The sequence below is a fragment of the Dyella choica genome (assembly GCF_003977665.1).
Taxonomy (GTDB): Bacteria; Pseudomonadota; Gammaproteobacteria; order Xanthomonadales; family Rhodanobacteraceae; genus Dyella_B; species Dyella_B choica.
On the sequence record NZ_RYYV01000016.1, the window covers coordinates 1 to 25,848 of the forward strand.

Here is a 25,848-nt window from a genome sequence, read left to right on the forward strand (position 1 = left end):
CTCGCTGAATTTGGATTTCTTCATGACACCTCCTGGCGGAAAAGATGCCAGAAAGTTCTACTTCCCGCATGTCCAGGACCTGGGGGAGCTTACGATACAGGCTAAAAAACGTGGGGATACCACAGGGGGCGGCCCATTTCGAACGGACTGCTCAAATCCTTCTTATCAGGAATTTTGGAGCCTTACTTTCCTTAATCCCACACGCCCATCTGATGCGGGCTCGCCGAAGGCAGCTGCACGCGCACCAAACCATAGTAGGGTCCCCACTCTCCGCTGTTGTAATAGACCGTGGCACCGTCTGGTAAAGACCAAGCGGCCTGCGCGGAAGTGAAATGATTTTCTGGGATGTTCTGTATCACAGGATTGGCTTGGGGCTTACCGAAAGCTTCCTGCAGCCAACGGACATCGTAGCCGTCGCGCATGGTGCCATGCGTTTTCACTGAAGCACTTACCACTAGCCCGTCTTTCAGGCCCACCACGACATCCGCGCCGCTCATGTAGTTGGGGCGATCCTCTACGGGTATGTTGACGATGACTTGCCCCTCTTTCGGTAGCGTGTCGTCCGATGCCGCAGGGTTGGTCAACTTGAAGCACTGCTCATGATCGTCGGAAAGATACGCATCTTGCCGCTTGAGGCATTCGGGCATGGTCAACGGCGCATGGAGCGTGATGCCGAATACTTCGGTCGCCTGGCTTGTCGAACTCCAGGCTAAGGCTGCAACGGCTACAACCAGATAACGGCGAAAACGATTCACGGTCCTGCTCCTTGCATCTTGGCGAAGCGTACGCTGCTAGCTTACTTTATTACCGCGGACGGCCAAAAGTACCGGCTTGCCACCCGAACGCGGAAATTGGGCCAGGGTCACTTTCGCTGATAAGGAACTGGTCCGCATTTTCGATAGGGCGTGATGTCGGGCAGAGCGATGGGATGGCTCGCATCCTTGAGTTTTCAACACGGTGTTGGAGCCGAAGGTGAAAAATCAATCCGCCCAGCGCCATGCCGATTCAGATCGGCACTTCCAGAATGGCCTTGACCGTCCACTTGTCACTGCTACCGTTCAATCCTCGGCCGATACCAAAATTGAACGGAATAGGTCCTTGGCTTACGTCTACGGCCGCGAACAGCAACTGGCTTTGCTTGCGCGCCGGATCGAAATGGCCAATGCGGCCGAAATTGTTGTAGTACTCGACGCCCAGCGCAGTGCCGTTCCACACGGTTCTGGCTATTTTCAGCGCCGGTGCGAAATCCGCATGGCTGCTGCCATAGCGCGGACGAAAGGTAGCGTCGACAACGGGATTGAAAGCAACCAGCCACAACGGGCTGCGATAGCCGACGATGGGCCGCAGCTCAACGGCGGGGCGGCCTTGCTCCAATCGTTGGTTCACCGCGGACAGTTCCATATTCAAGCCAAAAAAGGGTCCTGAACCGCCTTCGGCCGGTCGCAGGGGCACCCATTTGAGCCGAAAGCGTGGGCCGGCAAAATAGTTGGTGCCTGCGGCATCGTGCAGAAACGGCAGGTAAAGCCCCGCTTCCAGCGTATCGGTGATGCCATATGACCACTCCATCGTAGTGCGAAAGCCACGATGGGGTGGAATCTCACCAGGATAGTCGGGCGTCGATCGACCATCGAGCGTGCTGTTCAAGTGCAGCTCCAATCCCAACCTTCCCCGATGATTGATGCTGTCGTCGTAGACCTGAATTTCATCGGTAAGATCAGCATGTGCCGGGACAGAGGCCAAGAGCCCTGTCAACGACAGCAGCCCGCCGGCCAAGTAGCGCGCACATGCTAGCTTGCGTTTGGACATGATTCGTTGTTCTGCGATGCTCAGCTCAATGGGGTGCTGTCGCCGCCTCGGGCCACGGCGCGCTGGTAGGCAGGGCGAGCTTGTATGCGCTCCAGAAATGCACGTATCGACGGATGCGCCCCCGCACCCGCCCGCGCCACGCCGGATTCGATCGGATAACTCATTTGAACATCGGCGGCGGTGAACTCATTGCCGGCAAACCAGCCGCTGTGCTTGAGTTCTTCAGCGATGTAGCCGAAGTGCAGAGCGAGCTGAGGGTCGACGAAGCCGGTCTGTAGTGAGTTGGCAATCTTGCAGGTGATGGGTTTCATAAAGAAGGGAACCGGGGCACTGGCGATTCTTCCTGTGATCAGTTTGAGCAACAGCGGGGGCATCGCCGATCCTTCGGCGTAGTGCATCCAATAGCGATAACGCAAATGTTCGGGCGAACCCTGCGGAGGCACAAATCGGCCCTCGCCATAGCGCTCCACCAGGTATTCGAGAATCGCGCCGGATTCGGCCAGGGTATGTGGGCCGTCCGTTACCACCGGGGCTTTGCCCAGCGGGTGAATGGCACGTAGTTCCGGGGGCGCGAGCAGCGTTTTCGGGTTGCGCTGGTAGCGCACGATGTCGTAGTCGACGCCCAGCTCTTCAAGCATCCAAAGAATACGTTGCGAGCGGGATTGGTTGAGATGGTGGACGGTCAGCATGGCTATATCCGTAGGGAAACGGTTGTTGTTGCCAGTGGAAACATGGTGATGCTAGGGTGACAATGTTTCCGCTGTCAACATGGGTGAAGTGAGCAAGTGAATCGTTCTACCAGGCCCGGCAAACGCCCGGCATACCATCACGGCGATCTGAAGAGCGCGTTGCGCTCAGCCGCCTCCAGTTTGATCGCGGAACGTGGCGTTGACACTGTCAGCTTGCGTGAAATCGCGCAGATCGCGGGCGTCAGCCACACCGCGGCCTATCGGCATTACGCCGACAAGGAGGCCGTGATGGCAGACCTGGCCGAAGCTGGGTTTCGCGAACTGAACGCATCGATGCGGGATGCCATGGCCTCCATCCCAGGAGGGGTTACCCGGAAACTGCAAGCCGCCGGCAGCGCCTACGTGCATTTCGGCGTCGCGCAGCCGCATCTTTTGCAGTTGATGTTCGGCGCGGCGATTGCGGACTGGAAACGCTATCCTGGCCTTGTTGAGGCGAGTGACGCGTTATACGCAGCGCTTACCGAAATCATTACGTCGGGCCAGGAGAAGGGCAAGTTCCGTGCGGGCGATCCTGCAGAGCTTGCCTTGGCGGCCTGGTCTTTGGTGCACGGCTTGGCGCTGCTGATCTGCGGAAGGCGCGTTACAGGCTCCGATGATGCTCTATTCGTCGAACGTGCATCGCAACGCGTCACTGCGCTGTTGATCGAAGGCTTGACCGGCAAATAGACGTTTTTTCCAGGAGACATGGGCGCGTGAATAGCCGTGTAGATCGTGAAGAAGTGACGATGAATCCCTTTCAGCAGCCCATCGGCCCACCCTTGCCGCACTGGACTGCGCGCCCGGAACCACCCCATACGCCGCTGAGCGGTCAATTTTGCCGCGTCGAGCCCGTCGACATTGATCGCCACGCGGAAGGTCTGTATAGGGCATACAGTGCAGCACCCGACGGGCGGGATTGGACCTATATGAATGCCGGTCCGTTCCCCGATGCGGCGAGCTTCCGTAGTCACCTGACCAAGGCCGCCGCTAGCCGCGATCCTCTCCACTACACCATCATCGATCTGGCCGCGCATGAACCGGTGGGCATGCTCGCCCTGATGCGCATCGATCGCGGCAACGGCGTCATCGAAATAGGTCATGTGGCTTATTCACCCCTGATGAGGCGGACCTCTGCAGCGACCGAAGCAATGTTCTTGCTCTTGCGTCACGTCTTTGACGACCTTGGCTACCGCAGGTGTGAATGGAAGTGCGATCACTTGAATGCGCCATCGCGCTCTGCCGCGCTGCGCTATGGCTTCCAATACGAGGGCATCTTCAGGCAGGCCGTGGTGTATAAGGGCCGCTCACGCGACACCGCCTGGTACGCGATGATCGACCGTGACTGGCCAGCCATTCGAACGGGATTCGAACGATGGCTGGCGCCAGAAAATTTCGATGCTGGCGGCGTCCAGCGCCTGACCCTGGCTAATTGGATTGCCGCTCAGAGCGGTCCTGAGCCATGACGGCTTCGGCGAGCCCCCGGATGCCGCTTTCACAAGGTTGTGGGGAATAATGCTTGAACACCTTTGCATTAATTCGGCTACTTCGCAGATCAGTAATTTTTGCGGCCATCCTGGTTGGAGGTGTCGGTTGCACCAATGGAATGTTTGTTGAGTCGAAAGACATTACGAAGGGTGCGGTGTGGAATTTCGATATTGGCATGAGCAAGCAACAGGTTTTGGAGATTGCGCAACGCAATCACGTTCATGCGATTCGTCCCATCCTGAATGCAGCTCCTGACTATAGCTATTTGAATCTAGGTGCGCTCGTCGCTCCAGGCAATGGTCGGGCTATGGAGCTGGATGATGGGCATGGCTTGAAGGTGGTTTACACGATTGCGCACTGCAAGGTATCCCGCCGAAGCGTTCTGGGTGACTCAAGTCCTCCTTCTTCCATTTCTGTGGGCGATTCATCTGAAGATTTTGTCGTCAACATGAGAAAGATGCTCAGCGGCGATCATGCACTTTCAGTGCATGAGATTGTTAGTAGCGATAATGGATCATGGTTCGTGATAGATAAGCCTGACAACAACGAATATGGGGCACTTGGAAGTTACGATATTTGGTCGTTCGAAGTGGGCTCCATCAAGCCGGCGGGCGCTGAATTCGTTGTGTATTTCTCGGAGGGTTCGGTGGTGCGGATAGCGTATAAGCGGCCAAGAATGAGGGTCGAGTAAATGCAAATCGAAAAAAAGTACTGGGGCTGAGGCATCCCCACTTTTTTTGGAAACCATCCTCGCAAAAATCAGCGTTATGTTGATGCCGTTTCAAAGCGAGTCGTCATCCTGTTGAAGGCTCACTGCTGTCCGGGGAAAATTCGCAGACGCCGTGGCAAACGCTTGATGTTCGATGCTTTCGCGTGCATCCAGGTAGCAAGCGGCTCAGAAAAATGAGCTCAAAGCGGGACGGACGAGCTAACCGGAAACGGCTCCCTCCCCTGTTTGCACAGGGGAGGGTTGGGGTGGGGTTGCTTGAGCTTGCGGCCGCGTTCGATTTCACCGCGAGGTTGCTTCACCCCCTCCCAACCTCCCCCTGCAAGCAGGGGGAGGAGCCTGCTTCCGGCACGGATTGAGCTGTGCGATTTTCCCCGGACGGTTGTTGGCCTTCACCGACACGCGTTCAAATAGTGGATGCCCCTACAGGTGGCCAGACTGGAGTAGCAGATACTCGCCATCATCCGCTGTGCCCATGCCGACCTCCGTGAAGCAGCACGCCTGATAGAACGCGAGTGCTGATTCGTTCTGGCGAAGGCATTTGAGCCCATAGCGCGTTGTTGGCCAACCGGGTAGTGCATGCAGCAGCGCGCGTCCGATGCCGCGCCGGAAGTGCAGCCGATCCACGTAAAGATGGTGAATAAAATGATCCGGCTCCCACACCGAGATAAAGCCGGCAAGCCGCTCACCTTTGGCTGCGACGATCAACAATTCGCCTTGTGTCTGTGCATCAAAGTCCTCCAGCCGGAATGCTTCGGGCGGTTGCCAGTTGAAGATCTCCCGGCGCGATTGTAGGAACAGCTCGCGTAATGTTGGCAGGTCTTCGGTTGTGGCGGGGCGTACCATGATCGTCATGATCGGATTGCCTTGGGGCGGTGATAGTGACTTGGCGATCCCCGGCAAGCTCGCCGTGACATCGCAATGAATCGTCTTGTGTCCTATCTATGATCGATGTCTGGTAGCCTCGGCTAGGATTCTGGTTATTGGCATGCTCGCTTCCCAATGCCCACTTTTTAGGGGATCCCATGAACTGCGATGGCTGGGCGGTTGCGCGCTTTCGAAAATAAGCACTCACAATAGGCTTTAGGCCATGGGAGCAGCGAGCCAGCTTCTCGTGTCGGGTTTGTTGCTTTAAGCATGAATTTAAGAGATCCAGAGGGTAAGGATGATTGGCGTAGTGACTTTCAAGGCGAAGCGAACGTTCTTCAACAGCTTTATGGTTGTCATCAAATTGTGGTTGCGAACGAAGTGGAGCTACCTTTTCCTGACTGGGTTGGCTGCGGTTATGGCGCTCGCCTTTAATACCTTGGCGCCGCTATGGCTGGCAATCCTTGGAGGGCTTGCGTGGGCCGTTGCAATGGTTCCTTTGCTCTTGGTCTTGCAAGCGTGGAAGATTATGAGTTTGTCACGCAAGCTTGGTCTTCCCACATTTTCGTTCGACGAGGAAGGTGCCGCCTGTAAGGGCGGCGAAATAGAAACTCGCATCGCATGGTCTGGAGTCAAGCGTATGCGTTTTGTCGGAACAACCTGCCTGGTCTACCTCACTCCGAGCATAGCGTGGTTCTTTGACAGCTGTGATCTGAGTCAACAGGAACTCTCTATCATCACGGACTATGCCAGACGTGCAAAAGTCGAGCTGATTGGCTCACTGGCCGAACAGGGGACAGTGGACGCACGCAATTGATGCAATTGGGGTCACCCCAGAAAAGGCACTGCATGATCAACGCCAGCCAGCGTTTGTTGGGATGGATGGAGTAGGGCATGCAGGGGCTCTTTGGTTTTGTTCAAGAGGGCACGCGTAGCACGGACATGGCGGTGCCCGTTTACGCAGCGAGTGCGGCGCTCTCCTTCTTCGCCGAGGCGATGGCCCCATTGCGAGCATCCGAACCCATCGCCACGCCTTCGGCGCGAATGAAGGTGATGTCCGTGATGCCCAGGAAGCCGAAGGCCGCCTTCAGATAGGTTTCCTGATGATCGAAGAACGCGGCGGGCGAACCCGCGCTATAAATGCCGCCGCGTGACGAGGCGATAACCAGCTTCTTGCCGCCGCACAGGCCGACCGGACCGTGCTCGCCGTAGCGGAACGTCTTTCCGGCGACGGAAATGCGGTCGATCCAGGCCTTCAGTTGAGAAGGAATGCCCAGGTTGTACATCGGTGCGCCGAGCACCACGATGTCGGCTGCCAGGAATTCCTCCAGCGCGGCCTGGCCCCTGGCAAGGTCGGACTGCAAGGCCTCGTCGACCGGAGCGCCCTGGGCGGCAGCGAGGTGGGCTGCCGTCAGGTGGCCGATCGGTGTGGCGGCAAGGTCCAGGCGAGTGATCGCAAGGTCGCGATGGCGTCCCCGGAAGGCCTCGACGACATCCGCGGACAAATCGCGGCTGACGGAACCTTGCCCGAGGATGCTGGAATCGATGTGTAGCAGTTTCATGGAATTCATCTCCGAAGGGATTTACTGCTTGAGCGCTTCGGCCGAAATGAGCAGCCTGGTCTTCATGCTGAAGCCGTAAGCCTTGCCGTAGCCGACGCCGAAATCACCGCGATCGAATTCGCCGAACGCGTCGACACCGCAGACTTCGCGCTTGAGCATCGGATGCGGCACGCACTTGAACGAGTTGATCGTCAGTGTCAGCGGCTTGGTCACGCCGTGCAGGGTCAGATTGCCGACGACCGAAACCGGCTTGTCGCCCTCGAACTTGATCGTGCCTTGGTAGGTGGCTTGCGGGAACTTTGATATGTCGAAGAACTGCGCCGACTGCAGCGCCTGATCGAGCTTCGCGTTGCCGGTGTGGACCGATGCAATGGCGGTCGTCACTTCCACCGTGCCGGTCTTTGCCGCCCGGTCGAGCCTTACCGTGCCTTGCGACGTGTCGAACTTGCCGCGCCAGACCGACAGGCCACCGAAGTGGTCGGCCTCGAAGCTGGGGTAGGTGTGGGTCGGATCAAACTGGTAGGTCGACCCGTCCGCGTAGGCCGAAAGCGATAGCGAGGCGGCCAGTGCGCCCGCTGCGATCATCAGATGCTTGTTCATATCCCTCTCCTTGTAGCGTTGAGTTGCCGGGCGGGCGGCTTGGAATCGTCTGCCTGCCGGGTGATGGCGCAAGTGTGGGGATTGAAGCCGTCTCACATAAGATGGTAAAAACGGATTGGATTAATCCATTTTTGGAGAAATCGCGTGCTCGACCTGAATGACCTGGCGATGTTCGTCCAGGTGGTCCGCGCCGGCAGCTTCTCCGAGGCGGCGCGGCGCCTGCGCATGCCGGCCAATACGCTGAGCCGGCGCATCGACCAGCTCGAAGGGCAGCTCGGCACACGCCTGCTGCATCGCTCGACACGCAAACTCGCGCCGAGTGCGGAAGGGCAGGCGCTGTTCGAGCGTTATGCGCCGGCGCTGGACCAGATCTTCGAGATCGAACGGCTGCATGCCGACGCGCAGACACCGTCGGGCTCGGTTCGCGTCACCGCGATGGCCGGGCTGTTCGAATTCTTTCGCATGGAATGGCTGGTCGAGTTTTACCGGCGCTATCCGCACATCAGCATCAACTTCCTGCTCGACGACACGCCCACCGACCTGATCGCCGAGCGCATCGATCTGGCCTTGCGCATGGGCATCGAGACCGGTAGCAGCTTCAAGGTACGCCGGCTGGCGCCGAACGCACTGATCCTCGCAGCAAGTCCGACCTATCTGGCACGGCGTCCTGCGCCACGCACACTGCGCGAACTGGCTGAACACGATTGCCTGACGATTTCCAATCGCCAAGGGCGTAGCACGTGGCGCCTGCAGGGGCCACGCGGTAGCCAGGAGGTATCTATCAACAGCCGCTTCGCGGTCAACGACATGCGCGTGCTGGTGCAAGCTTGCACGGCCGGGCTGGGTATTGCGCTGTTACCTCAGTTGATGACTGAACCCCTCGTCGCGAAGGGGCAACTCGTGCGTGTGCTGCCGAGCTATCGGCGCGCAAGCACTGAACTGGGCCTGCAGCTCGTCTACACGAGCCGTCCACCAGTGCCGCCTGCGGTGGCGGTGTTTGCTGATTTTCTTATGGAGAAAATGAGCCAAACGGTGCCGGGCTCGTCACAGAGCCACGCCGGTCGAGAATAGCTTGAATGCTTCATCTTGCCGAGGGTGGATCAAGGGCAAACATGCATTCCTCATGCAGCGCTTCTGTTTCCTCATCCGCGGGAAACATTGATTCGATACGGAGTTCCTGGGCAGCGACGCTTTGAGGTGCTCCTACGCTGGTCACCATCGAAAAGTACCTGAGCGTTTTGCCATGCTTTGTAAAATCCATGGGGATCATCGGCAGATTCGATGCGGAATCGACAGAGCCTCGCAGTCGCCATGATGGATCAACCCCTGGATAGGCAAACAGTTCATCCAGTAGTGTGCGGCTTCGTTCGTCCAGAACGCCTCCGACCAGTTCCCGATTCACGCGATGAATGAGGCTTCTGGCTACCGTTTTCCAATTCACGAGGAACGGTCGAACGCCCTCGGGATCAAAGAAGAGATGCAGCATGTTTCGTGGCCCCGTGCGTGCTTCCATGTCGATAAACGATCCGAAAAAGCGCGGTGAGGATGCGTTAGTGGTCAGTACATTCCAATAGCGATCCATGACAATGGCCGGGAAGGGATCGTGCTGGCGAAGCATGCGATCAAGCGCGCGCTTGATTCCCTGCATCTCCTTGGCATCCCAGGCGGCTTCCGAGTAGGCCGGGGCATAGCCGGCAGCCAGGAAGACTGCATTTCGTTCGCGCAATGGCACGTCCAGCGACTGGACGATGCTCGTCAACGCATGGCGACTCGGCACACTGCGGCCGCTTTCGATAAAGCTTAGATGCCGCTGTGAAATGCCCGCGTCAAGTGCCAAACCCATTTGGCTGGTGCCCCGCAGCTCTCGCCAATGGCGCAACAACAGGCCCAAATCATTGGATGCATGCATCCGATCCGTACGAAGGTTGCCCATGTAAACCTCCAAAGCACGTCCAGCTGGTGATGTTCACGATAACCGCTTGAGCGTGCCATGTGGCCTTGCCCTGTACGTTCGCCGGGCCATCTCCCGGTGACAACCGGATGAACGATCAATCTTTCCGGGTGTGCCAGCGAGATGCCTGGAGTGTCTCCTCCAGGGGAGGATGGGTGATATTACCTGTGTAGTTGGTGATGGTGGATGCGGCAACTATCGCGACCACTTCCAGCAGATGATGCTCATCGAAACCGGCTTGCAGGAATGCCGATGCGTCCTGATCGCCAAGATGCCCGCGTCTCTCGATGAGCGTCCGTGCAAGTGTGGAAAGGGCGGCGTTCTTCGCTTCGCGGGGAAGCCGGCGTTCGCGAATGGCGTCGACATCCGCCACGTCAACGCCTTCCTTCATGGCCAGGAAGGAGTGGAACGCCACAGCCCAGGAGCAAGCATTGGTCACGGCGTTGGTAAGCAGGACGATTTGAATCTGTGCTTCGGAGAAGCTGCCGCTATGAATCTTGCCAAAAAGTCCGACCAGACTGTCGATTAGGACGGGAGACGTCGCCATGGCGCCGGCGATATTCGGGATGACGCCAAATGCGCCCCGCAGCGCTTCAAGCGGTGGTTTGGACCGTGGCGGTGCGGATTCGACCGTATGGATAGGGAAAGCAGGCATGGTTGTCCTCGCTGAATAGACCCATCGACATCGATGGCGGTGGAGGAACCTTATTTGTATGTGTTCAGCGCGCCAATTACCTGAAAGGTAATAAGCGCGTAGGCTGGGACGGCAATCCCAGCATCGGGATGCCGCGCGGAAGCTGGGATTGCCATCCCAGCCTACGTTAGCCAGGCACGCACACGGTGCGGCCCCAACATTTTGGGCGCGCCCTACGGTCCCGCTGCGGTCAAGCCATATTTGCTGGCGCGTGCTTCGATCTCCGGATCAAGCGCGTGCGCGGCGGCCAGATCGGCATGGCCGGCGTCCATCTGGCCATTGCGAATTTTCGCCAGGCCCAGACCGTAGCGCGACCAGGCGGAATGAGGTTCATGCATGAGAGCCTGCTCGTAGGCCTTGATCGATTCGGGATAATGCCCGAGCCGCAGCTGCACCAGGCCAAGACTGTCCAGATAGTCCGGATTTTCGCCATCGCGCTTGATGGCTTTGCGGCAATCTTTCAGTGCATCGTCGAGTATCTGATTGCTCAGCGCACGCGCCCAGCAGCGCTCATTGAGCGCGGTGCCGAGCAAGGCGTCATTGCCATGCAGATGGATCCAATCGTCGAGCATGGGCAGTGCCATGGCGGGTTGGTCGAGCTCGACATACAAACCGGCAATCAATCGCTCCTGGATGGATCCGGCAGGTGCCAGGGCTCGTGCCGCCGTTACGTCGGTTGCGGCATCCGTGCGGTCCTTGCGCTTCAAGCGAAGTTCGGCGCGCAGCAGCAGCGCATCAAGGTTTTTCGGTTCCAGGCTCAGGGATTTGTCCAGGTCGGCGAGTGCCGCGTCGGGCTGGTTGTCCGTCGTGCGCGCTCTTGCACGGGCCGCATAGTAAGCCGCTTGCCCGGGCGCCATACGGATGGCTTCATCCAGATCGGCTACGGCAGCCTTCGGTTCACCGCGAGACAGGTGCGCGTCGCCACGCAGGGCGTAATCGTTTGCAGTCTTGGGCGTATCGCCCGCGACAGTGCCAGTGCCGGAGTTGTCGCTGTCGCTTGGCGCTGCAGCGAGTGCAAACACGCGTCCGCCGTTGTAGGTGAAATAGGCCTTCCTCTGGCTGTTGGCAATGAACATGTGATGGGCGAGGATGAAATCCACGCCGAGCAGCATGTCCGTACTGCGGTCCCCCATGGTTCCGTCAATGACCTGCATCTGGCTGTGCTGGATGGTTTCTGTGCCGACCGAGAACGTGTCGACAGGGACGATCCATGTCTTCACCATCTTGCCGCCCAGGCCGAAGCTGTGACTGCCAGCCTGGACATCCGGCGCCTTGAGATCGATGCCGATTCGTTCGGCAGCACTACGGGTTAGAACAGTGGCCGAGGCCCCCGAATCGAGCAGCGCCCGCACCTGCTTGCCATTTATCGATACGTGAAGAAAAGTGCGCCGATCCATCGGGTAGTCGGCCCGCTCGATATCGGCAACGTTGTAGATGCCATCTCCGGACCAATACGCCAGCGACGCCTTCTTGCAGTGGTCCGATTCGAACAGGGTCAATTTGCCGTGGGCCAAGTCCATCTCAAGGTCTGCCATATCGAGCAAGTTGGCGCCAAGCAGCCCATAGCCGATGTCCGTGCCGCCGACAATGAAATCAATTTTGCGCAGCGTCGTGTCGAGCACGCCCAATTCCTTGACGTCGGTGAACTGGGCATCGGCAGTGCCCCCGACACCGCTGATGCGAAAACCGAATGGCAAGTTCCGCAGCTTGAGTCCCAGTGACAGCGCAGTGGACTTAGGCATGATGTTGAAGAAGGCCCCCGTGTCGAGGGCAAGGCGCGTATCGTTGCCGTTGATCTTGACCATGGTCGTGGCTTTTCCACCTTCCATGTCCACCGGCAAGGTGCCGTATTTTCCCAGGTGACAGCTTGCTGCCCAGGCGGGGCTCGCCAGCAAAACGCCCGTGCCCATGCCGCAACAGAGCAACATTCTCATCATCCAGTCACTCCATGCGTGACGTGGCCGCCGAAGCAGGTCTGGCGGTTGAGTGCCGACTTTTAGGGGCGCTGCATGCCTGACCGGCGTTTCCCGCAGAGCCCCTCGGCGGCATCGTTCTACTCATATTAGGAGCCAGTGCTGGAAGCGAGCAAGAACGAGGATGGCGCCCCGTTTTGTAGGAATATTGGCTGTGCCTTCTCGTTAGATGGCCGACAAATCCCTACACGCTTACGGTGCTGTCGCCATTGCACTTGATGAGCTTTTTGGGATCGCTCCCCTTCGCTCAGGCGAGAAGCGTGAGCACCGCGTGCGCGACCGGCCCGAATCGGGCCGGTCGCGGCTTGGGTCAAAGCTGGCTCATGCCGCCGTCGACGATCACTTCAGTGCCGACGATGAAGGCCGACTCCGGCGCGGTCAGATGCAGTACCGTGGTGGCAAGTTCTTCAGCCGTGCCAAAGCGGCCGAGCGGTACCTGCGCCTGGATCTGTTTGACGGTGTCATCGAGCGAGGCGGCGTCGAACCCCAGCTTGCCGTGCAGCGGCGTGGTGATCGGGCCAGGGCTTACCACGTTCACGCGGATGCCTTGCGGCAACAGTTCGGCCGACAAGGTCTTGGCCAGCGAAATCACCGCCGCCTTGCTCGCCGCGTAAATGCTCGACCCCGGCATGCCGATGTGCGCATTGATCGAGCCGTTGATCACGATGGCCGCGCCCCGATTGAGCACCGGCAACAGCGACTGGATCTGGAAATACGCACCCTTCGCGTTGATGTCGAAAGTCTGGTCCCACAGGGCTTCATCCACCTCGGCAAACGGGGCGAACTTGGCGATGCCGGCATTGATGAACACCGCATCGAGACGAATGCCTTGCTGCTTCAGTGCTTCGCCCAGCTGCCTGGCCTCCGGCAGGGAAGCGGCATCGCTACGCAGCGCGATGACATGCTTGCCGATTTCGGCACTGGCCTTTTCCAGCGTCGCAGTATCACGCCCGGTGATGACAATACGGGCGCCTTCCGCGGCATAGGCCTTGGCCGCTGCCAGGCCGATGCCGCTGTTGCCGCCGGTAACGAGTACGGTTTTGTCGTTGAAGCGATTCATGCTGTGTCTCCTTGAGGGAGTTGGTTGGGATGGACGTATCCTGCGCGCCCACCCCCGATTTGCCGTACCATGCCTTCGACGCACTCGTTCGAAGGTATCGAACATGTTGTCCGACGACGAATTGGCCTTGATTCAGGCTATTGGTGACACCGGAAGCCTTACCCGTGCGGCTGCCGTACTGGGCAAGGCACCGTCAACCGTTTCGCACGCCGCCCGTCAGCTGGAGGCGCGCTTCGACGCGCTGTTGTTCGACCGGCGGCGCTACCGGCTGCAACTGACGCCTGCCGGTCAGCTGTTGGCCCAGGAAGCACAGCGATTGGCGTTGGATGTCTCGCGGCTCACCCGTCGCGTGAAGCAGGTGGCGGGCGGCTGGGAAGACCGGCTGTGGATCGTGATCGATGAAATTATGGAGTTCGAAACGCTGGTGCCGGTGATTCGCGCCTTCGATGTCCTGCAGTCGGGTGTGGTCTTGCGTATTACGCATGAAGTGCTGAACGGAACCTGGGAGGCCTTGCGTGACGGGCGCGCGGATCTGGTGATCGGCGCGACCAACGAACCACCCGCCATTCCCAAATTGCGATGGTTCGAACTGGGTGTGATGGAATGGGTGTTTGCGGTGTCGCCACGTCATCCTCTGGCAAAAGTCCGCGAGCCGTTGCAGCAGGAGCAATTGCTGCCTTACCGCGCCGTGGTGGTGGCCGACTCGTCACGCACCACCGAGCGCCGTGGCTACGGCTGGTTGTCGGGTCAGCAGACATTGGCCGCCCCCAGCATGCGCGCCAAGATCCTTTTGCAACGCGATGGCCTCGGCATCGGCTGGTTGCCCCGTCGACGCGTACAGGCGTTGCTCAAGCAAGGTGATTTGGTGGAGAAGCGGGTGGCCGACGCCCGCGAGCCTAATGTTCTTTACGTAGCGTGGCGCAGCGATCATACGGGCCGCGCCATGGATTGGTGGCTGTCGCAGCTGCGTCAGCCACGTCTGGCTCAGCGTTTGGTGCAGGGCGTCGACGTGGTGGTTTGATGCAGGAGATCGGGGGCCCGCTCCTGATTACTTGCCATAAGCCTGCGCTACCTGCCCCACCAGCTTGGCCCAGCCCATATCCATCGCCGCATAGACTTCGAGCGCTTCCGGCCGTGCGTTGTCTTTCAAAATTTCGACCATAAGGGTCGCGTAGTCGGAAAGGATCACGCCTGCTTGCTGCATGCGCATCAAGCCGACCTGGCGTTTGGTTTCGGAAAACGTACCGGATGCATCGACGGCAACATAGGCATCCAGTCCTTTGCTCAGGGCGGTCATGGCCGGAAAGGCAGCACAGACTTCCAGCGAGATGCCGGCGAAGATCAGTTTGTTGCGGCCGGTGTCCAGGATGGCCTTGGCTACGGTGGGGTCGTCGAAAGCATTCACGGATGAGCGATCGATGATCGCAACGCCGGGAAGGGCTTCCACCAGTTCCGGAAAGGTGGGACCCCACATGCTGTCACGCGCCGTGGTGGTGACGACGATCGGCAGCATCAGTGCCTTGGCGGCTTTGGCGAGGGCGACGACGTTGTGCTTGAGCTCTCCCGTGGAATAGTCACGCACTCCAGTCATCAGGCCGACCTGATGATCGACCAGAACCAGGGCGGCGTTTTCGGATGTCAGCGGGCTGTAGGTGGTTTTTGCATCGGACATGACAGTCTCCTTGGACGTGCCTTGGCATCGTAGGCAGTGGACGATGGGCCAAGAAGTGGGTGAATATGGGACTTAGCGTCCCATCCATTGGACGATGGAGTGCCTGGTGCTGGACCTGAATGACTTCTTCCTGTTCGTGCAGGTGGTGGATCGGGGCGGCTTCACCGCGGCCAGCCGCATGCTGCAGATTCCGAAGTCCACGCTCAGCCATCGCATCCAGAAGCTGGAGTCCGAGCTTGGCGTGCGCTTGCTCAATCGCACCTCGCGCCATTTCGGCATGACGGACGCGGGCAGCGAGTTTTTCGCCCACGCGATGGCCATGCTGCGCGAAGCGGAGCGGGCCGAGGATTCCATCCGGCAGCGGCTGGTCGAACCGAGCGGAACAGTGCGATTCACCGCGGGCTTGGTGACGATGCAATTCGCCCTGGATGAACTTGTAGCGACTTTCCTGCAGCGCTACCCGAAGGTGAACGTGGTGGCTCACGCGACCGATCAATATGTCGACATGATCAGCGAACATTTCGATGTCGCGATTCGTGGCCACTCCGAACCGCTGCTGGACTCGACCCTGATTCAACGCACGCTGGCGCCGGTGCCGTGGTTTCTGTTTGCAGGCGCGGCCTATCTCGACACGCGGCAGGCGCTGGAAACGCCGGAGGATCTGCGCAAGCATCCTTCGCTTTTCATGCTACGCAATAACGTCGCGCCGGCATGGCGGCTACGCCATGCAAGCAGAAAAAGGGAGGTGGTAAGCGTCGACTTGACGCCACGCCTGCTCAGCGATGACATCTCGGCCTTGAAGCGGGCGGCCATGAGCGGCCTGGGTATCGTCGCGTTGCCGGGCTATACCTGTCGCGCGGAAGTGAAATCAGGTGCGCTGCGCCGAGTATTGCCGGCATGGATCGCGGGAGATTCCACCTTGACGGCCTTGATGCCCTATCGGCATGGCCGCTTGCCCTCGGTGAATGCCTTCCTTGATCACCTTGCGGCCGAGTTGCCTGCAGCGGTTGACGGAGCGTAGGCTGGGTTGCAAAACCCAGCATTGCCATGCAGCAGCACGCGCGATGCTGGGATTGTCATCCCAGCCTACGCCCAGCCCTAAGCCGACAGGGTGAATGATGCTTCCTTTGCCATACGCGGTAGCGTCAACCGTGTTGCCAAAGTATCGGCCGTGCTGCGAATCTCCGGCATGGCCGTGCATTCCCACAGATTGCCGCGCAGCAGCGACCCGATGGCGTAGAGCCCGTGCTGTATTTCGCCGGCAGCGTTGATCAGCCGTCCATCGGACTGGGCAAGTACGCCAAGCTGCAAGGGATCGGGGACAGCGAGACCCTCGTGCAAGAGCACCGACAGCATGGGGTGTTCGGCGAAAGCGACCGCGGTATCCAGGCCGGTTGCCTGCACGACAAGATCCGACTGCAGCGTGGTCACGATCTGGTTGGCGCGGGAACGAACGGTAACGTCGAGCGGGCCTTCGCCATCCACGTCGAGTACGCGGGCGGCATAGATCTGTAATCGCCCTTCATCGCGCAACTGCTGGATGATTTCGGCCGACTGGGGCGCAAGGCGGTGACGCGATGATTCCCATACCCATCGCACATGGCGAAGAAACTGCTTGCGCTGACGTGGCGTGAAAGCCTGCCAGAGCCTGGTGTTGATCGGGCGCATGCCATCGATCACGCTGCGCCAGTCCATGTCCTGGTGCTCACGAAACGTTCGCCGGATCTCGCCGAGGACGGCCGCAGGGCCGTCGCATGCCAGCAGACGGGCGTTGAGTTCGGCCTGCAGGGGGAACGGATCGACCGGAAGCACCGGATGCACGAACGGCAGCAAGCCGTGGCGGGAGACGGCGACGAGTTCGATATCCGGCCAGCGGATGGAAGCCGATATCAACGTGTCGATCGCTGTCAGTCCGGTGCCGATCACAATCAGCCGGCGCGGATGGACCGGGCGCAAGGCGAGGCTCCATGGATCGAGCACATAGGCGCCGCTGGCGAGCGCGCGCTTCGAAATGGTGCGTAACGGACGGGGTGACAATGCACCCAGCGCCAGTACGACCTGCTTGGCCGTCACGGTGTCGCCGTTGTCGAGCGCGATTTGGTAACCGTTGTGAGTGTGCTTGATGCTTGCGGCCATGGAAGGAAGGATCGCGAAACGTCGACCCTGTTGGTCCGCGCTGCGTATGCGCTGGTCCAGTTGCGATTGGATGTATTCGCCGAACAGGCGGCGCGGAAGGAAGTCGGTGGGCATGGTCCCTGGACGGTGCCGGGCGCTGTATCCGACAAAATCCTCGTGCGGATCGAGATAAAGGCCCATGCCGGCGGCGCGCACGTTCAACAAGTGGTGATCGTGCGGTGTGCCGTAGGCGACGCCCCGGCCCACGGGCAGCGCACCCCCGGTCAGCCAATGCACGCAATCGGGCGTATCACGGGAAATCAGTGCGCCGAACAAGGCCGCGCCGGCGGCGCCGCCGCCGATGATTGCAATGTCTGACATGCCAAGAGATCTCTTGCGGGGAAGGGGAATGACGCCGGATGACCGGGAAGTTACGTGGCGGATACTTCGAGCTCGATTTTATGCGGTTCAGAGAACCACCGCCCCAGGTCATGTTGAAAACGACGGCATTGGTTTAGCTCGCCACCGTGTAGGTGCAACGGAATCGCCTGGCAGCTCCTGGACAAGTTGCGGCCGCGGTGCGCGTAGTCCGCTCCGCTCACGTCAAGCTGCGCATGCCCATCAAGGCATGCATCGATCGTTGCGAGAACCTGTCTGCTGCATGCGTCAATCGAGGTCATGAGTGCGTCGTACATCGGTAACCCCTGGTGCTGGCGTACTCGGCTACAAGCGAACCACAGGGAGCGTTAAAGATGCGCTAGAACACCGGGACGAAATCTCACTTCGTTATGCACACAGGATCCATACATCCGCTGCACGTCGACGATCCTGTCGCGGACGAACAGTCGCGCGGGAGTGGCGCGTGCCGTCAATCGTGCTGCATGAGCTGGAAGACGTTACCCTCCGGGTCTTCTCCGTCGCACAGAAGATAAGGGAACCCGTCATAGCGTTTGAGATCACGCATGGCAATGCCTGCGGAAATCATTTGCTCACGCCGTTCGGCCAGACCGAATGCCAGGGTGAATACCAGCTTCGTGTTGGAAAGAGCGGTATAAGGCGCTTGCCCGCCGCGATACGCCCGGCCCACCCGGTGCAGCGCGATCTCGATCGCTCCGGCCTGCATGACCGCCCATTCGGGCTCGATTTCCTCGACGATGCTGAGATCGAAGTGCCTGACATAGAACGCCTTCAGCAGGTTTACGTCATGCACGTAAAAAATGATGCGGGACAACGCCAGGGTCATCGACGGCTCCGGGAAGGATGGTTCACGGGATACTAGTACCATTGGCAGGACCCTGGGAAAACGAGGTATGCCAGCTTGAACCAGCCACGCGAGCTATTGACGGCCGCCGACATCGCGGCCATGAGCGCCACGGTATCCGTGCATGACCTCAATTCCAATGCCATTCGGCACAAGAAACCTCTGGGCGATCGGGTAGGGATGACGCAACTGGGTGCTCTCGTCATCACGCTCATGCCGGGTCATGAATCGTCGGAGTATCACCGGCATCACTACGAAGAGGAGTGCGTGTACATCCTTTCGGGGCGGGGAGAGGCCACGATCGGGGATCAGGTGTGCAGCGTGGGGGCGGGAGATTTTCTCGGCTTTGCGCGAGGCGGGCCGGCGCATGTGCTCACCAATACGGGTAGTGAGCCCTTGGTGTTCTTTGTCGTGGGGCAGCGACTGGAACACGATGTCTGCGATTATCCGCGCAAAGGCGTGAGGCTCTACATCGCCGGCAAGGATGAGGCTTACGTGGATCTTTGAATCACGCCAGCACGTAGGCTGGGATGACCATCCCAGCCTGGGGTAGCCGCCGGAAAGCTGGGATTGGCATCCCAGCCTAGGTGGAAGGCGACTGGGGAAAATGGAGGGTGAAAGACGTAAGTTGTGCCGTGCTTCGAACCGACACCGAACCCCCATGCAGTTCCATGATGCTTTTGACGATGGATAGCCCCAAGCCGGTGGAGCTGGCCGAATCGCTGCGCGACCTATCCACGCGATAGAAGCGGTCGAACAGCTTGTCCAGGTGCTCCGGATCGATGCCGGGGCCTGGATTGTCCACGCTGACCTCTATGCCCTGTTCGCACTCCACCGCCTGCAAATGGATGGTTTCGCCCCGTGGGGTATAGCGCAGGGCATTGGACAGCAAATTGTTCACCGCGCGGCGGAACAGATCGCGATCGGCGTAGACCTTGGCGGAGGCCGCTACCGAAATGGAGACGCCGGCTTCGGAAGACAGTCCTTCAAAGTAGTCGGCGATGCGATGCAGTTCCTGTGCCGTATCCAGCGCTATACGCTGCAGCGCGAATTGCGGGCTTTCGGCGCGTGCCAGGAACAACACGCTTTCGATCGTGCGGCTGACACGGTCGCATTCCTCGATGTTGGAGCCGAGCAGCGCTTCGTATTCGGCCAGCGAGCGCTGGCGGTTCAAGGCCACTTCGTTGGCGCCGCGCAAATTGCCGATGGGGGTACGCAGGTCGTGTGCCAGGTCTACCGTGAACTGCCACACGCGTGCAAAGCCTTGCTCAAGGCGGGCGAGCATTTCGTTCAATGACGTGGCCAGCGCCAGCAATTCGGCGGGGGCGTCCTTGAGCGGCATGCGCTTGCTCAGGCGCTGGGCGGTAATGGCGGAGGCGCTTTCGGCCATGCATCGCAACGGACGCAGGGCGCGGCGCACCAGCAGATAGCTCAGCAACACCGCGATCAGCAAGCCGGTGAGCAAGGACAGCGATACGTCACTGCGGTACCTGGCGAGCAAGGCCGTGCGATCGGCCAGCGAACGCGCCACGGCGATGGTCACCGATTCACCGTTTTGCAGGGTGGCTGCCGTGGCGACACCGCGGATTTCATTGCCATCGCGGTCTTTCCAGGACCGGATGCTTGCAGGGACGATGCGCTGGTCGGCCGGAACGACTGGTTGGGTAGGAAGCTCGTAGCCCATGGGCACGCGATCGATCAGCACCCGGCCGCCGCGGTCGATGACTCGCAAGCCATTGGCCTGATCGCCCAGCATCAGCGCGATCAGCCGATCCTGGTGGGCCACGACGTCTGCCGGCGATTGCAGTTCCTGCGCCAGGCGACGCAGATGCCGCGCATCGAGCATGATGTTGGTCTGGTCGTGGATGTAGACGCGCCGCGATACCGCCTTGAACAACAGCAGGCCCACCACGCTGAAGCAGGCCACCGTGATCACCACGAAGGTGATGCTGAGCCGCGCGGTGAGCGAAAGGCGCATCACTCGCCCTCGTGTTCGAGATCGAGCACGTACCCCATGCCGCGCACGGTGTGGATCAGCTTTACCTCATGGCCATCGTCAATCTTCGCGCGCAGCCGCCGGATCGCCACCTCCACCACGTTGGTGTCGCTGTCGAAGTTCATGTCCCACACGTAGGAGGCGATCTGGCTGCGGCTCAGCACTTCGCCGCGCCGGCGCGCCAGCAACTGCAGCAGCGAGAATTCGCGCGGCGTCAGATCGATGCGCTGGCCAGCGCGTCGCACGCGCCGCCGGATGGCGTCGATTTCCAGGTCACCGATGTGCATGTGCTCCACGTCCCTGGGCGGGCCGCGGCGGAGCAGGGTGCGGATGCGCGCCAGCAGTTCCACGAAGGCGAACGGCTTCACCAGGTAATCATCGGCGCCGAGCTCCAGGCCACGCACCCGCTCCTCCAGTTCGTCCATGGCGGTGAGGAACAGCACCGGTGTATCGCGCTTGGCGCGCAGGCGCTTCAACACCTCCCAGCCGTCCATGCCCGGCAGCATGATGTCCAGCACGATCAGCGCGTAGTCTTCTTCTAGCGCGTTATGCAGGCCATCGACGCCATTGGTGGCGATATCGACGGTAAAGCCGGATTCCTCGAGCCCTTTCTTCAGGTACTCGCCGGCCTTTTTTTCGTCTTCGACCACAAGCAGGCGCATGGGGGAATCTCTCAGTTTCAGGGCTCCCTCCCCTGCTTGCAGGGGAGGGCCGGGGTGGGGTTGCTTGAGCTTGCCGCGTTGTTTGAATTCAACGCGAGGCTGCTTCACCCCACCCCGACCCTCCCCTACTACACGTAGGGGAGGGAGTCAGTTGCGCACTCGTCCGCATCATCATCATCCGATGACGATCTTAGCTACTTGGAACGGGCCTAGCGATTACAGAATCGTCAGCTGCTCGTCAGCACCCGGCAAGCGCTAGGGATCTAGCCTCTGGACCATCCTCCGTTCACAGGCCACGAGCCGGCCAAGAGGTCCCCGATGTGGATCGTTCACCTGGCATTGCGCCGACCCTACACCTTTATCGTGCTGGCCCTGCTGCTGTTCATCATCGGGCCGTTGATGATCCTGCGTACGCCGACCGACATCTTTCCCAACATCAATATCCCGGTGTTGAGCATCGTGTGGACCTACAACGGCTTTTCCGCCGATGACATGGCCAACCGGATCACCACTCCGTTCGAGCGCGCGCTCACTTCCGACGTGGACAACATCGAACACGTCGAGTCGCAGACCGTCAACGGCACCGCCGTGATCAAGGTGTATTTTCACCAGGGGGCGGACATCAACCGCGCAATCGCCGAAGCAGTCTCCAGTGCGCAATCGATCCTCCGCGTGATGCCACCCGGCACCTTGCCGCCGCTGGTGATCTCCTACAACGCCTCCACCGTGCCGATCCTGCAACTGGCGCTGTCCAGCAAAACGTTGTCGGAGCAGGAACTGTACGACCTGGGCAACAACTTCATTCGAACACAGCTGGCTACCGTGCAGGGTGCTGCCGTGCCGTTGCCGTTCGGCGGCAAGGTGCGTCAGGTGATGGTGGACATCAACTCGCAGGCCATGCAGGCGCGCGGCTTGTCGCCGTTGGATGTCGTCAACGCCGTGAACGCGCAGAACCTGATCCTCCCTGGCGGCACGGCGAAGATCGGCGCGCGCGAATACAACGTCAACATGAACGGCAGTCCGGCCACGGTGGCCGAGCTCAACGACATGCCGGTGAAGGCCACGCCCGGCGGCGTGACCTATTTGCGTGACGTGGCCACAGTGCGCGACGCCTTTGCACCGCAAACCAATATCGTGCGCGTGAACGGTACGCGCTCGGCGCTGCTGCAGGTGGAAAAGAGCGGCGATGCATCGACCCTGGACATCATCCAGAACGTGAAAAACCTGCTACCGAAGATTGCTGCCGGCTTGCCGAAGGCACTCCAGGTCAAGCCGATTTCCGACCAGTCGATCTTCGTGAGTTCCGCGGTGGCGGGGGTAGTACGCGAGGGCGTGATCGCGGCTGGACTCACCGCCATGATGATCCTGCTGTTCCTGGGCAGCTGGCGCTCCACGCTGATCATTGCCATCACCATCCCGCTGTCGGTGATCAGCTCGCTGATCGTGCTGTCGGCGCTCGGCCAGACCATCAACATCATGACGCTGGGTGGCCTGGCGCTGGCGGTGGGTATCCTGGTGGATGACGCCACGGTCGCGATCGAGGCCATCAGCCATCACCGCGAGTCGGGCAAGAGCCTGATGCAGGCGATCATCGATGCGTCAGCACAGATCGCCGTGCCCACGCTGGTATCGACGCTCTCCATCTGCATCGTGTTCCTGCCGATGTTCCTGCTGTCGGGCGTGGCGCGCTATCTGTTCGTACCGCTGGCCGAAGCAGTGGTGTTCGCCATGCTGGCTTCGTATTTCTTCTCGCGCACGCTGATTCCCACGCTGGCCATGTACATGCTCAAGCACGAGCTGCATGGAGGGGAGGGCATGACAGGGCGGTTCCAGGCTTTGCGCCGATTTCAGCAACGCTTCGAACGTGGTTTCGATTCGTTGCACGGCAGGTACCAACAGACGGTGCGCGTTGCCATCGCAAACCCGAAACGCGTTGCGCTGATTTTTGCGCTCGCCTGTGGCGGCTCGTTGCTGCTGCTGCCGCTGTTGGGACGCGATTTCTTTCCCAGCTCCGACACTGGCGAGATCCGGCTGCACCTGCGCGCGCAAACGGGTACGCGCATCGAGCAGACCGCACGCATGGTGGATCAGGTGGAGCAGCACATCCGCACCCTGATTCCGGCTGCTCAGTTGGACACGGTGCTGGACAACATCGGTCTGCCGGTCAGCGGCATCAATCTGACGTATGACTCCTCGCTGCCGGTGGGCAGCTCCGATGCGGACATCCTGGTCAGCCTGAAGGCTGGCCACCAGCCCACCTCGCAGTACGTGAACTTGCTGCGTGATCGCCTCAACCAGGATTTTCCCGGCATCACATTCTCGTTCCTGCCCGCGGACATCATCAGCCAGACGCTGGATTTCGGGTTGCCTTCGCCGATCGATGTGCAAATCGTTGGCAAGGACAGCGCCGGCAACCGCAGGGTGGCGGAAAGCCTGTTGCGCTCGTTGCGCACGGTACCGGGCCTGGTCGATCCGCGTATCCAGCAACCTGATGATGCGCCTTCGATCAACGTGAGCGTCGATCGCGTCAAGGCACTGGAGGCAGGCTTTCAGCAGCGCACGATCGCCCAGGATCTGCTGATTGCGCTGTCCGGCAGTTCGCAGACCTCCCCCAATTTCTGGCTCAACCCCAAGAACGGTGTGAGCTATCCGCTGATGACGGAAACGCCTCAATACACCATCGACTCGCTGCAAGCGCTGAGCAATATTCCGCTGAGCATCACATCGGGCACGAGTCCGCAGGGCCTGCCGCCGATCCTGGGTTCGCTCAGCAGCTTGTCGCGTACGTCACAGGATGCGGTGGTGTCGCATTACAACGTACAGCCGGTGCTCGACCTTTTTGCCGGCGTGCAGGGCCGCGACCTCGGCTCGGTGTCAGCCGACGTCCAGAAGCAGGTCAAACAGGCCCAAACGCAATTGCCGGCCGGTTCCAGCATCGTCGTGCGCGGCGTGGTGCAGACCATGCAGTCGTCGTTCCAGGGCTTGGTGGTGGGCCTGCTGTTCGCGGTGCTGCTGGTGTACGCGCTGATGGTGGTGAATTTCCAGTCGTGGGTGGACCCGCTGGTGATCATCAGTGGTCTGCCTGGCGCGTTGGCCGGCATCACCTGGATGTTATTCATCACGCACACCACCGTCAGTGTGCCGGCTTTGACCGGCGCGATCATGTGCGTCGGCATCGCCACGGCCAACAGCATCCTGGTAGTGAGTTTTGCGCGCGAACGCCTGGCCGCCGGCGCCACTCCGCTGGAGGCAGCCTTTGAGGCCGGCGCTACGCGCTTCCGCCCAGTGCTGATGACGGCGCTGGCCATGCTGATCGGCATGCTGCCGATGTCGCTGGGCCTCGGCGACGGCGGTGAGCAGAACGCGCCGCTGGGCCGCGCGGTGATCGGCGGCTTGATGTTCGGCACGCTGGCCACGCTGGTGTTCGTGCCGACGGTGTTCGCAGCTGTGCATCAGTGGTTGCGTGCGCGCCAGGGCACATCTGGCGATGAGCCTGCTGCCTCGTTGCCTTATCCATCGGTTTGAAGGGAGCCGAGCCATGTATCTTTCGAAATCCAGGTTGAGTACGACGCTGATCGCGGTGGCCGTATGCACGGCGCTCGCCATCGGTGGCCTCCCGCGGTTGGCCGCACGCGACCAGGTCGAGCAACAGACCGCGGCCCTGGGCAAGCCCAGCGTATCGGTGATAACTCCCATCCGGGCACCTGAACAACAGAAGCTGATGTTGCCCGGCGATATCCAGGCGTATCAGCGAGCAAGCATCTATGCGCGCACCAGTGGCTACCTGAAGAGCTGGCAGGCGGATATCGGCACCCACGTGCACAGCGGCCAGCTGCTGGCGCAGATCGAAGCGCCCGAGGTGGATGCGCAGCTGGAGCAGGCGCGTTCGGATGCAGCCATGGCTTCGGCCAACTACGAAATCGCCAAGGTCACGGCGGACCGCTGGGCGGACATGCTCAAGAAGAATGCGGTATCCAGGCAGTCGGCCGAAGAGAACATCAGCCTGATGAAGGCGAAGCAGGCCACGCTGGCTGCGGCGCAGGCCAATGTGAAGCGGCTGGAGCAACTGCAGTCCTACGAAAACGTACGTGCGCCTTTCGACGGCGTGATCACTGTGCGCAATGTGGACGTCGGCGCCTTGATCGATGCCGGCAACAGCGGTCCGCCCGCGGCATTGTTCGAACTGGCGCAAACCGATCGCCTGCGCGTGTTCGTGAATGTGCCGCAGGACGATGCGCCTTACATCGCAGCCGGTACGCCGGCACAGTTGACGTTATCGCAGTATCAGGGCCGTACGTTCTCCGGCACGGTGGCGCGCACATCCGGCGCCATCGACCCACGCAGCCGCACACTGCGCGTGGAAGTGGACATGGATAACCCGGATGGGACCCTGCTGCCCGGCGCTTTTGCTCAAGTCAGCCTGACGCTGAGCAGCTCGCAGCCGGGACTTTCCCTGCCGGCCAATGCCTTGTTGTTCCGCCCGCAGGGCGTGCAGGTGGCAGTGGTCGATGCCGGCGGCGTGGTGCGCCTCAAAACGGTGCAGTTGGGCCGCGACTTCGGCACGCGGGTGGAAATCCGTGACGGCCTGGCGGGCAACGAGCAGGTGGTGGTCAACCCTAGCGATGCCATCAGTGCAGGGCAGGCCGTGCGCATCAGCCAGCATCCGGCCGGTTCGGCATGATCGGTGGG

At 60.4% G+C, this 25,848-nt stretch carries 25 protein-coding genes; 10 read left to right on the top strand and 15 right to left on the bottom strand.

Annotation, left to right across the window (positions count from 1 at the left end; all coding sequences use genetic code 11):
- Window positions 1-191 precede the first annotated feature (191 nt).
- From EKH80_RS17695 to EKH80_RS17705, 3 genes are all read right to left on the bottom strand, one after another.
- On the bottom strand, window positions 192-755 hold the full coding sequence (locus EKH80_RS17695; RefSeq protein ID WP_126686120.1) for a hypothetical protein: 564 nt from the start codon (window positions 753-755) through the stop codon (window positions 192-194).
- Between the two features lie 250 nt (window positions 756-1,005).
- The gene (locus EKH80_RS17700; protein WP_126686121.1) at window positions 1,006-1,644 is read right to left on the bottom strand and encodes a hypothetical protein; all 639 of its coding nucleotides are present in this window, start codon (window positions 1,642-1,644) and stop codon (window positions 1,006-1,008) included.
- A 182-nt stretch (window positions 1,645-1,826) separates the two neighbouring features.
- Complete coding sequence (locus EKH80_RS17705) at window positions 1,827-2,495, bottom strand: glutathione S-transferase family protein (protein WP_126686122.1); 669 nt, start codon at window positions 2,493-2,495, stop codon at window positions 1,827-1,829.
- Window positions 2,496-2,591: 96 nt separating this feature from the next.
- On the opposite strand from EKH80_RS17705, the gene EKH80_RS17710 reads away from it, so the two are divergent.
- Genes EKH80_RS17710 through EKH80_RS17720 form a run of 3 tightly spaced genes read left to right on the top strand, consistent with a single transcriptional unit; the run spans window position 2,592 to window position 4,710 of the window.
- Window positions 2,592-3,221 (top strand): TetR/AcrR family transcriptional regulator, encoded by a 630-nt coding sequence (locus EKH80_RS17710; protein ID WP_126686123.1) that lies wholly within the window; start codon window positions 2,592-2,594, stop codon window positions 3,219-3,221.
- Window positions 3,222-3,280: 59 nt separating this feature from the next.
- Entirely contained in the window at window positions 3,281-3,997 is a 717-nt protein-coding gene (locus EKH80_RS17715; RefSeq protein ID WP_126686211.1) for a GNAT family N-acetyltransferase, read from the top strand.
- Between the two features lie 53 nt (window positions 3,998-4,050).
- Window positions 4,051-4,710: a hypothetical protein gene (locus EKH80_RS17720; RefSeq protein ID WP_126686124.1), complete on the top strand. Its 660-nt coding sequence runs from the start codon at window positions 4,051-4,053 to the stop codon at window positions 4,708-4,710.
- Between the two features lie 459 nt (window positions 4,711-5,169).
- On the opposite strand, the gene EKH80_RS17725 is transcribed toward EKH80_RS17720, so the two are convergent.
- Complete coding sequence (locus EKH80_RS17725) at window positions 5,170-5,601, bottom strand: GNAT family N-acetyltransferase (RefSeq protein ID WP_126686125.1); 432 nt, start codon at window positions 5,599-5,601, stop codon at window positions 5,170-5,172.
- Between the two features lie 322 nt (window positions 5,602-5,923).
- On the opposite strand from EKH80_RS17725, the gene EKH80_RS17730 reads away from it, so the two are divergent.
- Complete coding sequence (locus EKH80_RS17730) at window positions 5,924-6,430, top strand: hypothetical protein (protein ID WP_126686126.1); 507 nt, start codon at window positions 5,924-5,926, stop codon at window positions 6,428-6,430.
- Between the two features lie 139 nt (window positions 6,431-6,569).
- Here the strand turns inward: EKH80_RS17730 and EKH80_RS17735 are convergent, their stop codons facing one another.
- Window positions 6,570-7,175 (bottom strand): FMN-dependent NADH-azoreductase, encoded by a 606-nt coding sequence (locus EKH80_RS17735; protein ID WP_126686127.1) that lies wholly within the window; start codon window positions 7,173-7,175, stop codon window positions 6,570-6,572.
- A gap of 21 nt (window positions 7,176-7,196) precedes the next feature.
- A complete protein-coding gene (locus EKH80_RS17740; protein ID WP_126686128.1) occupies window positions 7,197-7,775 on the bottom strand; it encodes a YceI family protein in 579 nt (192 codons plus the stop codon).
- A 144-nt stretch (window positions 7,776-7,919) separates the two neighbouring features.
- On the opposite strand from EKH80_RS17740, the gene EKH80_RS17745 reads away from it, so the two are divergent.
- A complete protein-coding gene (locus tag EKH80_RS17745) occupies window positions 7,920-8,846 on the top strand; it encodes a LysR family transcriptional regulator (protein ID WP_126686129.1) in 927 nt (308 codons plus the stop codon).
- A gap of 10 nt (window positions 8,847-8,856) precedes the next feature.
- Here the strand turns inward: EKH80_RS17745 and EKH80_RS17750 are convergent, their stop codons facing one another.
- The 4 genes from EKH80_RS17750 to EKH80_RS17765 form a co-directional block, all read right to left on the bottom strand.
- Entirely contained in the window at window positions 8,857-9,708 is an 852-nt protein-coding gene (locus EKH80_RS17750) for a helix-turn-helix domain-containing protein (protein ID WP_126686130.1), read from the bottom strand.
- A 115-nt stretch (window positions 9,709-9,823) separates the two neighbouring features.
- The gene (locus EKH80_RS17755; RefSeq protein ID WP_126686131.1) at window positions 9,824-10,381 is read right to left on the bottom strand and encodes a carboxymuconolactone decarboxylase family protein; all 558 of its coding nucleotides are present in this window, start codon (window positions 10,379-10,381) and stop codon (window positions 9,824-9,826) included.
- A 212-nt stretch (window positions 10,382-10,593) separates the two neighbouring features.
- Window positions 10,594-12,357: an aspartyl protease family protein gene (locus EKH80_RS17760; RefSeq protein ID WP_230473787.1), complete on the bottom strand. Its 1,764-nt coding sequence runs from the start codon at window positions 12,355-12,357 to the stop codon at window positions 10,594-10,596.
- Between the two features lie 346 nt (window positions 12,358-12,703).
- A complete protein-coding gene (locus tag EKH80_RS17765; protein WP_126686132.1) occupies window positions 12,704-13,453 on the bottom strand; it encodes an SDR family oxidoreductase in 750 nt (249 codons plus the stop codon).
- Window positions 13,454-13,556: 103 nt separating this feature from the next.
- Between EKH80_RS17765 and EKH80_RS17770 the strand changes: the two genes are divergently transcribed.
- Window positions 13,557-14,474, top strand: coding sequence for a LysR family transcriptional regulator (locus tag EKH80_RS17770; RefSeq protein WP_126686133.1), 918 nt, complete (start codon window positions 13,557-13,559; stop codon window positions 14,472-14,474).
- Window positions 14,475-14,501: 27 nt separating this feature from the next.
- Here the strand turns inward: EKH80_RS17770 and EKH80_RS17775 are convergent, their stop codons facing one another.
- Window positions 14,502-15,125, bottom strand: a complete 624-nt coding sequence (locus EKH80_RS17775; protein WP_126686134.1) for an isochorismatase family protein — start codon at window positions 15,123-15,125, stop codon at window positions 14,502-14,504.
- Between the two features lie 106 nt (window positions 15,126-15,231).
- Between EKH80_RS17775 and EKH80_RS17780 the strand changes: the two genes are divergently transcribed.
- Window positions 15,232-16,146 (top strand): LysR substrate-binding domain-containing protein, encoded by a 915-nt coding sequence (locus tag EKH80_RS17780; protein ID WP_126686135.1) that lies wholly within the window; start codon window positions 15,232-15,234, stop codon window positions 16,144-16,146.
- Between the two features lie 77 nt (window positions 16,147-16,223).
- Here EKH80_RS17780 and EKH80_RS17785 read toward each other — a convergent pair whose 3' ends face one another.
- Window positions 16,224-17,621: an FAD/NAD(P)-binding protein gene (locus EKH80_RS17785; RefSeq protein ID WP_126686136.1), complete on the bottom strand. Its 1,398-nt coding sequence runs from the start codon at window positions 17,619-17,621 to the stop codon at window positions 16,224-16,226.
- 487 nt (window positions 17,622-18,108) lie between these two features.
- Window positions 18,109-18,483: a VOC family protein gene (locus EKH80_RS17790; protein ID WP_126686137.1), complete on the bottom strand. Its 375-nt coding sequence runs from the start codon at window positions 18,481-18,483 to the stop codon at window positions 18,109-18,111.
- Between the two features lie 75 nt (window positions 18,484-18,558).
- Here EKH80_RS17790 and EKH80_RS17795 point away from each other — a divergent pair, with 75 nt between their 5' ends.
- Entirely contained in the window at window positions 18,559-19,008 is a 450-nt protein-coding gene (locus EKH80_RS17795) for a cupin domain-containing protein (RefSeq protein WP_230473788.1), read from the top strand.
- Between the two features lie 76 nt (window positions 19,009-19,084).
- Here EKH80_RS17795 and EKH80_RS17800 read toward each other — a convergent pair whose 3' ends face one another.
- On the bottom strand, window positions 19,085-20,479 hold the full coding sequence (locus EKH80_RS17800; RefSeq protein WP_230473790.1) for a heavy metal sensor histidine kinase: 1,395 nt from the start codon (window positions 20,477-20,479) through the stop codon (window positions 19,085-19,087).
- Window positions 20,479-21,159, bottom strand: a complete 681-nt coding sequence (locus EKH80_RS17805; protein WP_126686139.1) for a heavy metal response regulator transcription factor — start codon at window positions 21,157-21,159, stop codon at window positions 20,479-20,481. The genes EKH80_RS17800 and EKH80_RS17805 overlap by 1 nt, the downstream gene beginning before the upstream one ends.
- A 318-nt stretch (window positions 21,160-21,477) precedes the next feature.
- Between EKH80_RS17805 and EKH80_RS17810 the strand changes: the two genes are divergently transcribed.
- Complete coding sequence (locus tag EKH80_RS17810) at window positions 21,478-24,684, top strand: efflux RND transporter permease subunit (protein ID WP_126686140.1); 3,207 nt, start codon at window positions 21,478-21,480, stop codon at window positions 24,682-24,684.
- Window positions 24,685-24,697: 13 nt separating this feature from the next.
- Window positions 24,698-25,840, top strand: a complete 1,143-nt coding sequence (locus EKH80_RS17815) for an efflux RND transporter periplasmic adaptor subunit (protein WP_158628875.1) — start codon at window positions 24,698-24,700, stop codon at window positions 25,838-25,840.
- The last annotated feature ends 8 nt before the right edge of the window (window positions 25,841-25,848 follow it).

Excerpts from the sequence above, each read along its gene's own strand:
- EKH80_RS17705 (WP_126686122.1), bottom strand. The coding sequence starts at position 2,495 with ATGCTGACCGTCCACCATCTCAACCAATCCCGCTCGCAACGTATTCTT.
- EKH80_RS17715 (WP_126686211.1), top strand. The coding sequence starts at position 3,281 with ATGAATCCCTTTCAGCAGCCCATCGGCCCACCCTTGCCGCACTGGACT.
- EKH80_RS17725 (WP_126686125.1), bottom strand. The coding sequence starts at position 5,601 with ATGACGATCATGGTACGCCCCGCCACAACCGAAGACCTGCCAACATTA.
- EKH80_RS17735 (WP_126686127.1), bottom strand. The coding sequence starts at position 7,175 with ATGAAACTGCTACACATCGATTCCAGCATCCTCGGGCAAGGTTCCGTC.
- EKH80_RS17740 (WP_126686128.1), bottom strand. The coding sequence starts at position 7,775 with ATGAACAAGCATCTGATGATCGCAGCGGGCGCACTGGCCGCCTCGCTA.
- EKH80_RS17750 (WP_126686130.1), bottom strand. The coding sequence starts at position 9,708 with ATGGGCAACCTTCGTACGGATCGGATGCATGCATCCAATGATTTGGGC.
- EKH80_RS17755 (WP_126686131.1), bottom strand. The coding sequence starts at position 10,381 with ATGCCTGCTTTCCCTATCCATACGGTCGAATCCGCACCGCCACGGTCC.
- EKH80_RS17760 (WP_230473787.1), bottom strand. The coding sequence starts at position 12,357 with ATGATGAGAATGTTGCTCTGTTGCGGCATGGGCACGGGCGTTTTGCTG.
- EKH80_RS17765 (WP_126686132.1), bottom strand. The coding sequence starts at position 13,453 with ATGAATCGCTTCAACGACAAAACCGTACTCGTTACCGGCGGCAACAGC.
- EKH80_RS17770 (WP_126686133.1), top strand. The coding sequence starts at position 13,557 with ATGTTGTCCGACGACGAATTGGCCTTGATTCAGGCTATTGGTGACACC.
- EKH80_RS17775 (WP_126686134.1), bottom strand. The coding sequence starts at position 15,125 with ATGTCCGATGCAAAAACCACCTACAGCCCGCTGACATCCGAAAACGCC.
- EKH80_RS17785 (WP_126686136.1), bottom strand. The coding sequence starts at position 17,621 with ATGTCAGACATTGCAATCATCGGCGGCGGCGCCGCCGGCGCGGCCTTG.
- EKH80_RS17790 (WP_126686137.1), bottom strand. The coding sequence starts at position 18,483 with ATGACCCTGGCGTTGTCCCGCATCATTTTTTACGTGCATGACGTAAAC.
- EKH80_RS17800 (WP_230473790.1), bottom strand. The coding sequence starts at position 20,479 with ATGCGCCTTTCGCTCACCGCGCGGCTCAGCATCACCTTCGTGGTGATC.
- EKH80_RS17805 (WP_126686139.1), bottom strand. The coding sequence starts at position 21,159 with ATGCGCCTGCTTGTGGTCGAAGACGAAAAAAAGGCCGGCGAGTACCTG.
- EKH80_RS17810 (WP_126686140.1), top strand. The coding sequence starts at position 21,478 with ATGTGGATCGTTCACCTGGCATTGCGCCGACCCTACACCTTTATCGTG.
- EKH80_RS17815 (WP_158628875.1), top strand. The coding sequence starts at position 24,698 with ATGTATCTTTCGAAATCCAGGTTGAGTACGACGCTGATCGCGGTGGCC.